Source organism: Planctobacterium sp. AWM4_229, assembly GCF_056160305.1.
The window spans coordinates 412,793-426,316 of sequence record NZ_JBSWWX010000003.1 but is presented as its reverse complement, the minus strand read 5'-3'; the positions used below and the strand labels follow the sequence as shown (position 1 = coordinate 426,316).

Sequence of the window (13,524 nt, the reverse complement as noted above, 5' to 3'; positions counted from 1 at the left end):
TATAGCGCTCGGTTCTTTTCCACTGCTCTACCACCTTGTATGGAACCTTCTTTATTCCACCTGATACCAGCGTTTATTGAACTGCATGACCAGTGACGCTTTTTTCTCCTCTATTGCGTCGAGCCTTTTTTCCTTTTCAGCCTCACTCAGTGTATCGTCACTTTCAATTCGATCTCGCCTTTTGTTGAGAGTGCGGAGGCGGTCGTAAATCCTCTCCATTTTTGTTCTTAACATTCGCTTAGGATTAAATTCTTTCAGGAATGCTTTCCGCTCTTCCCCCCTCAGAGTCTTTAATTCTGCGTTAATGTCGATTATTTCCTGACGAGCTTCGTAGAATTGCTGCACATCTTCGTAGTGCTTCACCTCGCCTTCCACAACCCTTCTGAGAGGATGTTCTGAGGCCTCAACTTCACTACCCTGAATTCTCTTGGTTATGGTATCAATGGTTCTGTCACCAGTACGGTAAAGGCCACCAAGTCCAAACTCCATCATGTGTTCTAGCTTATCAGGACTAATGTTTATTAACCCTTCCTGGTACTCACTGCCGCCTGTAAATTCATTCAGCCAGCTTGCAAGGTGTTTGTATGGTTCTTTGGTAGAGCGCATTGCAAGATTAGCTTCGGCTTTTTGTGGGCCATGATCATAGTTTTCACGATATATACGACCACCAAAGTGATTGGTGTTTGTCGCTATTTCAGCTATGGGTAATAACACTGAGGGAGAAGCGGCAAACAGCGCAGAGTCAAAAACACTATCACTTCCGTGGACTCCAAAGGGTGTAAACGAGGTTGCCAGAGCTTTAACAAACTCTATGGGGATAGCGGCCTTACGCTTGTTAAAATCACTTTGCGCAAAAGCTTCTGCGGCATCACCCATGTTATAGAAGATGTTGTAACCATAAGGAAGAGGAAACGTAAAATACTCTCCTGGCTCGCCAATACCAAGTAATGACTTCATCACTACCAGGTTGCGCTCACGAACATAGGAGGGCACCTTGTCATAATAGTTTACGCCGTCTTCATCTTCTCCGGCAGCTTCCCGATTTAACAGGGCCAACGCAAACGCTGATCCCATAATACCACCCGCCACTTTCTGCGCATCACTAAGCCCCGCCTCTCGCAGTCTATTAAGGCTTTTCCAATCGGAAATATCTCCCGATTTCGGGGTAACCATAGTCCTGGAAAAGTTAGCCGTACCCTGTACAGAGGCATTGAAGAACATAAACAGCGAGTTTAGACCGTTACTTAGTTCCCCCTTGCGATTAAAGTTAACAGTAAGGTTTTTGGCAAATGATGATGCCTGCTTGCGGTCAACGCCTGATTTTCTGGCTTCGATATAGGCTGATAATCTGACACCGTTCTCTACCGCTGTATTGTAGTGTTCAATGAAATCACTGATATTTTTCCTGACTTTAAGCGCTTTGCCTTTTAGGGAGCCCTTTTCAATGTCCAGGTTGTTCGCCATCTCTTTGGCTATTTGCTCAACGGTTTTACTGTCAAAATATCCGGTCTTTGCACCATCTGCGAGGAATTCTTTGAAATACCGCATTCTTTCTTTTTCGGCATCAGTTCTCAATTTCCCGTCCCGGTAAAAATCTCTGACAGTGAGAATGGCTGCAGGTGTTCCCTTTACCATCTTGCCTGCAATATCGGCACCCTTAATTTTTCCACCTTCAATGCTTTGCTCTGCTTTGGCGTTGAGGTAAGCCGTTTGCAAGTCTCGCACAAAGTTAGTTGCCATAAATACCGGATTAAGGCTTGTATTTACCTTAGCCAACCAGCGGGTGTATTTACCAATGCCGTTAATCATAGACTGCTGCGCTTCCGCACCGGTATTCTGCAAGGCTTCGCGCAAGCGAGTATCAGAAATTTTAATATAGTGTTGAGTTCCGCCACGCTTCACAGCGAAGTAATCCTGGTGGCGCTTCATGCTAACCGGCCTGTCTACTATCTTTCCATCAACTTCCACTTTCTGGGTGTCTGGACTTTTGTCGGTAAACACCTGCCACATTGCCGGTTCTGGGTTCTCCTCTACCATTTTGAGGAATGTTTGACCGACCTCATTTTTTCTGGCTCGTATAGCAGAGGCAGACAAATCCTGCATTGCGTGAAGCGTTGGTGATTCAGCCATTGTGCGGCGACCCATTGCGCGCATATCTTCACGCCCACGAATACTAAAACCTTGACCAGTTCGGGCTTTCTGCTCCCCCTCTGGATCATGAGCAAAGCCTTTTAGCGGAACATAGTATTCAAAGTTGGAATCCTCTACCCCGTCAAAGTCCTTGATGTCATTGCTCAAACCGGCTTCTTTCAAAAGATTCTGACGGCGATTGGTCATGCTGTAGACAAGCTCTGCTACTTCTTCCAGTTTTGCGGCTTTTCCCTCGGACTCGAACTGCGCAAGGATTCGATTTGCCTCTGCAGTTTTCATGCCTGAACCACCGTCCGGCATATCTTCTCGCTTCGAGGCTATGTGCTTGTTTCGCTCCTCAGCATGTTTGGCATACAAGAATAAATCCAACTCTTCACGCTCAATGTCACTTTCTGCCAGCTTCTTCTCAAGAGGCTTGAAAAACTCATCTTCGATAACCCGCAGATCTTCTTCCGTTTTACCGTAGTAGAGTTCTTCCGCCAGGTAAGTATCAGTATCGTTATTGATATCTCCGCCTGCCTCTTCAACCGCTTTTTGAGTGGCCTTTACACGATTGAAGCGGTCCTGAAATTTCCGCTGGTAGCGCTCGAATCTCCCCTCATCATTGAGCTGTATTTTTTTGCCATGCTCTGTTCTCAGAAAAACATGGTTTTGTCTTGAGGTGCCGCTTAAATCCCTTCTCGCGGTTTCGCCCCGCTTAAGCGCATCAGCTATTTTGTAAACCTCATTGCGCATCTGGGAATAAGTAATTGAGTCTTTGACAATACCGAGTTTCTGGAGAATAGACTGGATGGTAGATACCACTTTTCTGAAATACTTATCAGGTACGTTCAACTGCTCATGAGAAACTTTACCAAGAAACTCTTCCGCTTTTACAAGGTCGGTTTCACCATCATAGTTGCGGTCGATATTGTCCCAGATAGATTGGATTTTTTTGCTTTTAGAGTTACGCGTATCACTGATAGACGAGAGTAATTCGTTTACTTCGGACTCTGAGTAAATACCCAGCCCTTTATGAACAAGCAACTCTTCGTTTATTGTGGCTCTGAGGTCAGCTTCACTTTTGTGATTTTGAGCGAAGAAATATCCACGGTTTCTACCGGGGTCGAATCCTCCTTTGATACTGCGATTGAGATCGGCCGCTTTCTCTCCGAAGAAGTCTGAGGGGTTCTTATTCGTAACAACCGCTTGATAAATTCCATCATCCAAGCCTTTAAACTGTTTGATGAAATCATCATGCATCTGCTGTGCTTTTTCAAGTGGAACACCTTTACCTAAAACCTTTTTGTCGGTCTTGTTGAAGAGAGGCGATTCGGTGGGTTTATCAATAATGATTATTTTGGCGTTAACAGATGTCGGGTTAATAGCGTCCTTAAACGCACCTTCTGGTAAGTTCACCTCTTCAGCCCCTAATTCGTCCAGCCAATTCCTAAAGTCTTGATTTCGACGATTAGAGCGTTGCCCTGCCATGTTAGAAGTGACAGCAACCAATCTGCCACCGGGCTTCAGAAATTTATAAGCGTGTTCTACATGAGTGATTTCTTGATCCTTTGAGAAAGGCGGATTCATTATTACTGAATCATAAATGGGCTCAGGGGCTCTTTCCAAAAAGTCACCACCCGATACGTTGTAGCCCTTATCCTTCAAAAAGCCCTGAAGCTCATGTTTTAGTTCGCCGGTATCTACATTAGATTTTCCCACAACACTTGCTGCACCATCTGCCAAGTGGCCAACACCAGCGCTGGGTTCAAGTACTTTCATGCCTTTATCGAGGTTCGCGTATTCTAGAACCTGATCCACAACCACTTTCGTGGAGTTGAAAAAATCACTATCCTTGTGCTTGCCCATTAGTTCAGCATATTTAAGCTTTTCTGTTGTCGCGTTGTTGGTTTTTTCTACCTTTACCGTAGACTTGATCTGGTCATACTCAGCAAGGGCAGCGCGAAGCATGGGGAGCGATTCTATCCCCATTCTTTGCAGTCGTTGGAAATCCTTGGCAACTTCCTGAATGTATTCTCTATCACTGTGGCGCCGGACAAATTCAATCATTTTGTCAAAATACTTATTATCTTTGACATAAACTTTTTGCTTCGAATTTGCAGCTTTGTCAGCCAGCTTAGCAAATGCTTTGCCTGCCAGGGCATAACCCTTGGTGTTTAACATTCCTTTTGATATTTCAGAAAGCTGATGTTCACTCATAGATGTTAGCGGGTATTCAGCGAGGCGCACTTTATCCGATGTTGAGACATCTGCCTTCCATTTGTAGTTTTTACCCCAATCGCCACGACCATCTTCTTCAATAAGATTTTCACGTGTCCCTTTGTCTCTTTTTGCTTTATAAAATAAATCGTTCCAGAGACTGGCTATGAGGTCGCGCTCAGTTTTGGTTTTGAGGTTTGACAGGTATTTGGTTTTTCCGTCTTTGATTGCGGTGGCAATAGTTTTAAGCTCACTTGCAACATGAAGGTCATTTTCTGCATTCGCAATAGCACCAGCCGCCATACCTGCTCGTCGTGCAGTATTGGTTTTCCGATCTTGATTAAGCGATTCATTGGCCTTGGCTTCCAATCTATCCGCCACTTCAATCAATGTGTCGGTTTTATCTTTACGCTCTTTCGTTTTCTCTACATCGTCTCCGTTAATCACTTTGAGGAATTCTTGTCGAGACTCTTCCGTCTTAAACTGGAACCCAGGAATTGCACCCTGTTTGCTGTACGAAGAATAATAACCACCGAGTGCTTTTGCCTTAGTGTTTAATTCTCGATACTGTTCCCTGTCCAAACGTTCATCTAAGGAAACAATAAATAACTCATGCCCTTTTTGAGAATGAGTAGTTTGGTTTAGGGTGTATTTCGCATCCCCATCAAAAGCCTCAACTTTCCTGGTGTTGCGCTGTGTCAGCTTTTCGAGCCGGTCATTAGCATGAAGTCGGTCGTACTCCAACCACTGATCATTGGTGAACTTTGACGAAAGCCCGTATCGGGTAGCGTTTCTGAAGTCCTCAAGTGTTTTGGGAGACTTCATTCCTTCGATTTTTTGATCACGTTTTGCTAAGGCTTCATCATTTTTTGCTTTTCTGGTCTGAATAACATCCTGTAAGGACTCATCTGTCAGACTATTTAAATCTCGCTCAACCGAAGAGAAACGCATAGCCGGATCCCGCTTAGCAAACGGATCGATGGTTTCCGTAATAAAATCGTTTTTGGTTGCGAGATACCTGTAGCTTTTCATGATGTCGTCATAAGACGCTTCTACAAGGTCACTCTTGCGCATAGTATTGTCGCGGTAACCGTTATAATACTTCCGAATCAATTCGTCTTTAGTTAGCTTGCTGAGCTCTTCCTTTACCTGGTTTTCTTGAGACTTAAGCAACTCAAACTGAGTTCGTAGTTCATTGACCGAAAGTGCTTCATCACCTTTTTCTACTCTTTCCCAGAGATTGTCATACTGTTGCAGATTAGTCAGAGTTCCTTCCGATTCAATTAAATCAACTCTGGTTGAATCTGGCCGCTCAAGAATTTCGGTTTGTGCCGTTCCGATAACCGGTGCATTAATCGCTTCACTAACATCGAACATCGAGCTTTCTGGAGTTTCAATTTCTTGCGGTTTTACTTCCTGTTGAACTGGCACAGATGGATCAGCCGCATTATCCACTATTGAACTTGTTGTAAAACCGTACCCCCCAGGCACTTCAATCGCTTGCGGGTTCAATCCGTTGTTTAGTGCGTCTCGATAGGACTTGCTGATGAGCATCGACTTTTCAGTTTGATATGGCTCATTGTTAGGCTTTACGCGCACACCTTCGGGTATAGCTTGTGCGGGCTCCTGCTCGATATCAGCCTGTGACTCACGCATGTCCGGCGCATGGATCGTATTGCCAATTTGGGGGAATGGATCTGGCTCAAGTGAGTTGATGGCCGGGTCAAACTCCAATTGTTGCCCAAGCGGAACGCTATTTACCTCCGGGCCGAGAAACTCACCATCTTGAATAACAGGTTGTTGCGCCTCATCCGGCATTACCCAATTTGGTTGCCAGTCCTGCGCAGTTTGTCCGGCGATAGTATTCAGGGCATTTAGTGTTTTAACCGCTTCGCCAAGCTGGGTGTACTCTTCAGATGCGGCTAGTGTTTGTTCAAGGGCATCTCCGCCCTGTTCGGCTACTTGCTGACGTCTTGCATCAGCTTGCCCTGTTAACTTGTCAAAGGCATTGCTAAACAAACCATCAGCGACTTTATCAACCCCAGCGGTAACACCTCTTACTGTGCCACCGACCGCTGCGCCGCCCACAAAAGCCTCATCAAGATCACGATACGTATTAGCATCGTCAAGGTCATTTCCTGCGCCCCAACGAGACAGCACCTCTTGACCGGTTTCTGTCAGCCCTTCCCCCATAGCAGCAGCAGGGATTTTCATAAGCCCTTTCTTGGGCGTGGCCATTCTCCCGACAGATGAAAGCGTACCCAGCTTTTCAAGGTAAGACTGGCCAAAACCTGACACCACTGCCCGTGCAGGATCCTTCTTATCTTCGGGCTGCGCGTCATAAGCCTGCTGAGATAAACCAGCCCCCATGACCAAAGCACCACCGGGGATCACTGATGCAGCCATGTAGGGCAATGAGGTAACAATCCTTTCACCTACATATTGAGCAGCGGAGGAAATGTCATGTACGTCTTCATAGGACTCTTGCCCAAACTCAAACTTTGCCTGCTCTGCAGTTGCATTGTCGATTCCTTCCTGGGCAGCACCACGCAAAGCCGCTACAGCCAGATCGTTTCTGGCAACTGTTTCATCGTGAATTTGTGCTTCTTGCTCACTAAGATTACTTGAACCACCAGGGTTTAACCCATGGCGGCGCTCAATTGCCTGACCGCCGCTTTTCATCAGGCCAGTAAGACCTTTGGCAGCGCTCAGTAATAGGCCTTTCCCACCTTGATAGGCATTTTCAAATGCACCAACCGGGCTCTCTTCGATGGGATCGAACTGGTCAAAGAAATTCTGTGTTTCAGGCTGGTCGAACTTATCAAAATAATTACTCATGCTTTGTTACCAAGGTCTGTAGCCGTATTTAGCTTCGAATTCAGGCATCCGTGAGGGGTCTTTCTCAAGGGCATCAAGTGCAGCTTGAGGGGCATTTCCCTCTGCACCTTTAGTCTCGGTATCATTAGCAGAAGGTGTTTCCCCATTGAATAATCGCTCAAACTCTTGACCAAGTAACTCTTGATGCTTTTCCCTTGCTTTTGGATCTTCGCTGATAAATCCTTCCATTTGTGAATTTATATAGTCAAAGCGCATTTTCTGCTTAAATTCGGGATCAGTTTTGGCCTGCAAAGTCCTATTCCAAGCCTCACCCTCACTTATATTCATAGCCTTCGCCATGTGTTTAACTTCCGCTACTTTTGCAGGGGTATTGACATTATTTAACGGTTTAGCCGCCAACTCTTTCAAGTTGTTTTCATGACGAAGATTTTCCAGATCCTTACGACCTTGAAGTTCTTGCGTAGCTAAGTCCCTTTTGAAGTTCTGGTCATCTACTCTTGCATCATTTTGAGCATCAAGACGCTTGTCCAACTGCCGCGCCTGAAAGTCTCTATCTTCTTTTCGTTCGGCTTGTTGCATTGCCCAGCGCTGATTGAGACTTTGTTGTCTCATTCGCTCCAGCGCCTCTTGTGTAATGGCATTGCCGACACCTTGCCCCAGCGCCATCAAGCCTCTACCTAATCCAGCATATAAAGCAGCTTTACTCATGATGACCTCCCACATTCATTAGTCCTCGGCGCTCCACTTCCTGATTGGACATCACATTCATGCCCTGGGGCTTTTCCGGGGATATACCGAGGGCTTTTAAATCTTCCTCAACGACATCGGTGTCAATCGTTCCTCGCTGCTCAGCATCTTCCTGATACAAGGCATAAGTTCTGCCAATGACCTTTTCATAGAAAGCCTCGTCCACTTCCCCTTGACTCAACCGTTCAGAATCAATCATTAGCCCAATAAGCTCATCAATGATGTCTTCTGCCAGCTCCAGCTTAACCGCATCATCTAATCCCTTTTGGGATACCTCAACTCGCCGAATGACAACAAAAGCCGCTTTGGCAATCCCTTCTATTGGCGTTTTAGCATTGACGACATTCTGGAAAATAGCATCAGCGGACTTGCCTTCATGAATCGTTTTCATGGCGAGCTGAACCGCTTCTTCGTATTGGGCTTGCTCCTGCTCATTGGCAGGTTCGGAATTAATGTTGGCGTTGATTTCTTCTTGCATGACTAAACCTTAAGCGTTGCCAATAGGAGGGGTGTATTGATAATCCATAAACTGTCTTAAACGACTGTTCCCTGAGTTAATGGGAGAGCGAGCGGGATTCATCAAACCAAGATTGTCTGTGGTAAAGTTTACCTGTCGGTCACTCATGTTTTGACGTCTTCGCTCCAGGGCCTCTTCTTCGGCTTCTTCCTGAGCTTTGGCTGACATGTACCCGCCTATCATTTGGGTACCAGCATTAATTGCAGCACCATAGAGCATTGCCTTTCCGGTGGACATGGCAGGCGCGGCTGCTGCGCCCGCTTTAGCTGCTGCACCAGCTCCTCCCATTAAACCACCACCGTGCGAGGCCAGTAATGCATCTCCGGCATTAGGGGCAATGCTCGCCATAGTGCCAGTACTGGCACCAGCACTTATTGCGGGGGTTGCAGCACCAGCATTTGTAGCGACAAAGTTTTGCATAGCCTGCCCGGTATACCCCGCCTGCGTAGCACCCAAGGTAGAAGAAACCGCCGTAGAAGCGGAGCCACCGACACCAGCAAATGACGCGCCAGCGCTCAAACCGCCAGCGATGGCCCCGGAAGCTTGTGCAGCACCTGCAGCGCCCGCAGTACTCCAGACATTTCCAAATGTTGAAGCTGCAGTGCCTAAGTTCCCAGATAGTAAGCTACTCCCGGCGGAAGATAACGTCCCCCAGGCTGACCCCACCCCGGTTGCAAAGCTCCCTCCCGATGCCATTGAGGCAATGCCGGCACCACCAAAAAACACCGCGGCACCAATTAGCAATCCTTTAAACAATTTGGACTTCATCACTTTCTTAAGCCCTTTGCCCACGGCTTTAAAAACTTTCTTAATTGGTTTGGTGATTTTCTTGAATACTTTTTTGACGCTTTTCACTATGCCACTCATAGTCTTCTCCAATAAAAAAGCCCGCTAATTGCGGGCTTCTGAGTTGTCTTGTAGCAGGGAGTAAATACCCCCGACTTTGCTAAATCCGAGGTTTTGATACATTCGTCCTGTTCGCTCATCCTTATCCAGACCAGACGATATGCCCAGCATAATATCCTTCACCCTTTCATTCGCGCGAGCCCATTTCACAAATCGTTTGATCATGGGCGGAGCGTAATTACCATGTTTAGGATCAAGGCAAAAGCACACATCGGTAGCATAAAGATCCTTGCTAAACCACTGAGCATCAATCATGGCCATGAAGAAACCCACGATTTTCCCGTTGTGCAGCGCTACCAACATCATGCACCGTTTATCATTGATAAACTTTCTCATGACTTTTTTTGCTTCAGCATCATCTAGGGTTGAGCCGTAAGTGCTGCGGGACAATGTTTCTCGCCCTATCTCAAGCGCCTCATTCACATCTTCGAATTTTGCCAGGCGAACTCCCATTAGTTAAACGCTCCTGCTTTGGCGAACATCTCAGCGAATACATCTGGATTGATCCCCTTACCTGAAGAATTCATTCTTTTTTCGAAATCCGCCATCGTTTCGCCTGCCTTAATCGTCCATTGACCACCTAATACAGGTGTATCTTTTGTTGCGACTTTACCAGGAGCCCAAGACATCAAGCCGCTGACATTACTATTACCGTTTCTCGGTGTAGTCGTTGTGCCGGTACCAGGATTACCGGGATAACTTCCACCATACCCCCCGCCAGAGCCTGAACCTCCCGGCGCAGTTGTTCCGGTAGTCGTCCCCGTTTCTGCCCCGGTGTTGCCGGGGTTAACGTTCGCATCCGGCACATCCACATCAAAGCCGTAAATAGTATTAAAGTTATTGATTTCCTGAGTCAGAAATTGCTGCATTTGTCGCTGATAACTACCAAATGTGGCAGAATCCATCTCCGGGTTTGCCATGGCATTACCCAATGCAGCTATAGCGTTCGATACTGCATTGCTTACACTATTGCGGTACTCCATTTGGGCCTGAAAGTCATTGGTCGAGTTATTAATGGCAATCTGGCCAAGCGTTTGCTTTTCAATCTCCTGAAAGCGATTGGCAAACTGAGTGTTGATATTTTTTTCTTCAAGCGCCTGAATGAGTTCGTCACGGTCTTTTTGTATCACCGCGTTACGTTCAATTTGTGCAGAGTTCTGTTGATGCTGTTTCTCTAACTCTTGAAGCCTTTGACTTCCCTCTTGGCTTAATAAGCCTTGTTGATTCTCCGCTCGCAACATTTCCATCTGCTTTTCCAGTTCGGCTTGTTGCCCCTGAAACTCAGTTCTGAATTGCTGATCATCTTCCTGCTGATTTGCGGCGAACTGCTGCTGACTTTCCAACTCCTGAAGACGCTGCTTGCCTTCCTGGCTTAATAAACCTGATTGATTTTGGGCGCGCAGGTCTTCCAGCTCCTTCTGGGCGGCAATGTCTCTTTTTTGAAGGTTCGTTTGTTGTGTGCGGTCAAGTGCGCTTTGATCCGCAGAAAATTCCTGCTGGCTTTCCAACTCCTGAAGGCGTTGCTTTCCTTCCTGACTTAACAAGCCTGACTGATTTTGAGCACGTAAGTCTTCCAGTTCTTTCTGAGCGGCAATATCTCTTTTCTGGATATCGGTTTGCTGCTTGCGGTCAAGTGCACTTTGCCCTGCTGTAAATTGCTGCTGACTTTCCAACTCCTGAAGACGCTGCTTGCCTTCCGCGTCAATAAGCCCTAAAGAGTTGGCATAACGAAGGTTTTCAAGCTCTTTGGTCAGATCCCGATCCAGCTCTGCTTGTCGTTCTTGTGATTGCCGGTCTAAAGCCGACTCACTGGACTGGTGTGTTTGGGCATCGTTTTGGAGACGAAGAGAGCTATTAGTTTGAGCTTCCAGCTCTCTTAATCTTTGCTGGCCTTCAGCATCCAACAACCCAAGAGATTGTTTGAATTTCAGGTCTTCCAGTTCTTTAGCGAACACTCTGTCTTTTTGTGCTTGCTCCCCTTGGAAAGCTTGCTGATCGTTTTGAAGTTGCAGTTGCCCCGCAGTACTTAAGTCCAGCATATTTAAATCATGCTTTTGTCGCGATGATTCCAGAGTTGATTGAAAATCTCTGTCTTTCGCGGACTCGCTTCCGGCGAATGCTTGCTGATCATCTTGTAAGGTGGTTTGTTGATTTCGGTCTAATTGGTTTTGGCTGGCCTGAAAGTTTTGCTGGTTATTTTGTAAAGACGTCTGCAGGTCACGATCTAGCTTTCTTTCCCCAGATTCAAAAGCTTGTGAGTCATCTTGTAGTCGTAAACTCTGATCCGTGCTGAACTTGTTTTCTTTCATTCGGTTTGACGATTCCAGATTCATCAATCCAACCTTGTCTTTGTGTTGCTTATTATCCAGGTCCATTTGGAATGATTGTGCAGCGTCTTGTTGAGCGATTGGCATAGCATGATTAAACATGGCGTTCATCGCCCCTTCCTGGGCGATTGACGATGATTGAAGCCCTCTTTGTGCTGAGGAGTTCATTGCCTGAACCTTCAAACGCTTGTTGATATCCCGATTGGGATCCATTAATCCACTAATGCGGTTTTCTACGCTTGAACCGGGACTGATTTGTGGTGTCTTGGGCTTTTTACCGTTTGGGTTAAATGTTTGATTGGTGGTGGTTATGTTCATATTCACTCCGCTTACTCTTGAGGTGCATCAACAAATTGACCATCCACATAATGCTTACCGATAAGTGAGCCATACAGATCGGCAGAAACCCGGACCATATTCGGCGCATCAACCTCACCGGCCAACTGAGATTCCCCCTCAACAACCAAAACACCATTTTCATTTGGTTGTAAATCTGCATAGTAAAAACGTTCAGACATTTTCGTCTACCTCCCAAGATGCTCTTAATTGCACTGTGTCAAATGCGCCATGCGTGTTGAAAAATCGGACTGTTGTACTGTCAATCAGTTCATACGTGATCCAATTGCTCAAATCGGATGAATAGGCTGTGCCGGCATACGCTCCTAAATGCACATTCAGCTTTGCATTGTTCATATCCACTGCCGAAATAGTCAGATCACGCGTACCGTTTTGCGCTATTGTTGTGACCAGCCTGCCTCGCTGAATTGGCTTACTGACAGTAAATTCCCGATTGTTGTGAATGTAGTCCCTTGCAGAGGTTATTTCAGCGCTTAGTAACGCGAAAAGACTACCGGCAGTTGTCCGGATCATTTCACCGTTGACCGCATCTCGAGCATCATTGACTGCATTGATAATTACTGCCCGCTCAGTATCGGTATGCCCGTTAATGTTGTTCTGCGCTGCTGTGATTTGGGCAGGGGTTGCGCGACCATTTACCAGATCGTAAACATCTGTTAAGTCCCGGTTGCTGGTACCCTCCAGCACTTCACGGGCAGTTGTGATGGCAGTTTCAATTTCGGTTTTCGCTGCTGTGATTTGGGCAGGGGTTGCGCGACTAACGACTAAATCATAAAGCTCTGTCAACGTCCTGTTGTCGACACCTTCAAGGACGTTTCTAGCAGCAGTTATTGCATCTTGAATATTGGAGCTTTCACTACCGATAGATACATTCAAAATGTCTTTAGCATCATTGACAACAACTTCAAGCAGATTGAATAAACTACCAGTGGTTGTCCTGGTGATTTCATCTCGCGTAGCACTCCCCTCTGATGTAACAGAATTGACTATGGCAGTTTGCGCATTTGTCACATTTGCCGGAGTTGCTCTTGCCGTGATTAAAGGAGAAAGCGCATCAACCAGTAGATTATGGGCGCTACCCGTGCCTGTTTTCAGTATCTCGGCTATTACCTCTGCCGTTTTAGTGTCCACATGGTTGGTCAAATCACTGGACTTACTATTAGTGTTTCCCGTAATTTGATTTATGGCATCCGTAATAGCGGCAACCAGCAAAGCATACAGGCTCCCGGTGGTTGTTCTGATGATTTCATTGCGAGTCGATTCAGCTTCTGCACTCACATTACCATTAATGCTTGTCTTAGCATCAGTGATATTTTCGGGTGTAGCCCGGCTGTAAATAACAGAGCTCAACGCGCTATGAAGCAGTTGATATAAACTGCCAGATGAGGTCCGTACTATTTCATCAAGAATTGCCGTTTCTGCGTCCGTTAAATCTTGCTTGGTCGCATCGGTAATAAGTTCGTTAAGGTTTACTGTCATGTT

8 protein-coding genes are annotated in these 13,524 nt (G+C 46.3%); all 8 read right to left on the bottom strand.

Annotation, left to right across the window (positions count from 1 at the left end):
• Positions 1-51: 51 nt before the first annotated feature.
• The 8 genes from ACXAGP_RS08380 to ACXAGP_RS08345 are packed head-to-tail and all read right to left on the bottom strand — an operon-like array spanning position 52 to position 13,521.
• Positions 52-7,188 carry an LPD38 domain-containing protein gene (locus tag ACXAGP_RS08380; protein ID WP_475260736.1) on the bottom strand — a complete coding sequence of 2,379 codons (7,137 nt, stop codon included), beginning with the start codon at positions 7,186-7,188 and terminating at the stop codon, positions 52-54.
• Between the two features lie 6 nt (positions 7,189-7,194).
• Complete coding sequence (locus ACXAGP_RS08375; RefSeq protein WP_475260735.1) at positions 7,195-7,896, bottom strand: hypothetical protein; 702 nt, start codon at positions 7,894-7,896, stop codon at positions 7,195-7,197.
• Positions 7,889-8,413: a hypothetical protein gene (locus tag ACXAGP_RS08370; RefSeq protein WP_475260734.1), complete on the bottom strand. Its 525-nt coding sequence runs from the start codon at positions 8,411-8,413 to the stop codon at positions 7,889-7,891. The genes ACXAGP_RS08375 and ACXAGP_RS08370 overlap by 8 nt, the downstream gene beginning before the upstream one ends.
• 9 nt (positions 8,414-8,422) lie before the next feature.
• Positions 8,423-9,319, bottom strand: a complete 897-nt coding sequence (locus ACXAGP_RS08365) for a hypothetical protein (protein WP_475260733.1) — start codon at positions 9,317-9,319, stop codon at positions 8,423-8,425.
• Between the two features lie 24 nt (positions 9,320-9,343).
• Positions 9,344-9,811 carry a GNAT family N-acetyltransferase gene (locus ACXAGP_RS08360; protein WP_475260732.1) on the bottom strand — a complete coding sequence of 156 codons (468 nt, stop codon included), beginning with the start codon at positions 9,809-9,811 and terminating at the stop codon, positions 9,344-9,346.
• Positions 9,811-12,003, bottom strand: coding sequence for a hypothetical protein (locus ACXAGP_RS08355; protein ID WP_475260731.1), 2,193 nt, complete (start codon positions 12,001-12,003; stop codon positions 9,811-9,813). The genes ACXAGP_RS08360 and ACXAGP_RS08355 overlap by 1 nt, the downstream gene beginning before the upstream one ends.
• Positions 12,004-12,014: 11 nt before the next feature.
• Complete coding sequence (locus tag ACXAGP_RS08350; RefSeq protein WP_475260729.1) at positions 12,015-12,203, bottom strand: hypothetical protein; 189 nt, start codon at positions 12,201-12,203, stop codon at positions 12,015-12,017.
• On the bottom strand, positions 12,196-13,521 hold the full coding sequence (locus ACXAGP_RS08345) for a hypothetical protein (protein ID WP_475260727.1): 1,326 nt from the start codon (positions 13,519-13,521) through the stop codon (positions 12,196-12,198). The genes ACXAGP_RS08350 and ACXAGP_RS08345 overlap by 8 nt, the downstream gene beginning before the upstream one ends.
• Positions 13,522-13,524 lie beyond the last annotated feature (3 nt).

What these genes read in the sequence shown, in the direction of transcription:
- ACXAGP_RS08380 (WP_475260736.1), bottom strand. Translation starts at nt 7,188, where the DNA reads ATGAGTAATTATTTTGATAAGTTCGACCAGCCTGAAACACAGAATTTC.
- ACXAGP_RS08375 (WP_475260735.1), bottom strand. Translation starts at nt 7,896, where the DNA reads ATGAGTAAAGCTGCTTTATATGCTGGATTAGGTAGAGGCTTGATGGCG.
- ACXAGP_RS08370 (WP_475260734.1), bottom strand. Translation starts at nt 8,413, where the DNA reads ATGCAAGAAGAAATCAACGCCAACATTAATTCCGAACCTGCCAATGAG.
- ACXAGP_RS08365 (WP_475260733.1), bottom strand. Translation starts at nt 9,319, where the DNA reads ATGAGTGGCATAGTGAAAAGCGTCAAAAAAGTATTCAAGAAAATCACC.
- ACXAGP_RS08360 (WP_475260732.1), bottom strand. Translation starts at nt 9,811, where the DNA reads ATGGGAGTTCGCCTGGCAAAATTCGAAGATGTGAATGAGGCGCTTGAG.
- ACXAGP_RS08355 (WP_475260731.1), bottom strand. Translation starts at nt 12,003, where the DNA reads ATGAACATAACCACCACCAATCAAACATTTAACCCAAACGGTAAAAAG.
- ACXAGP_RS08350 (WP_475260729.1), bottom strand. Translation starts at nt 12,203, where the DNA reads ATGTCTGAACGTTTTTACTATGCAGATTTACAACCAAATGAAAATGGT.
- ACXAGP_RS08345 (WP_475260727.1), bottom strand. Translation starts at nt 13,521, where the DNA reads ATGACAGTAAACCTTAACGAACTTATTACCGATGCGACCAAGCAAGAT.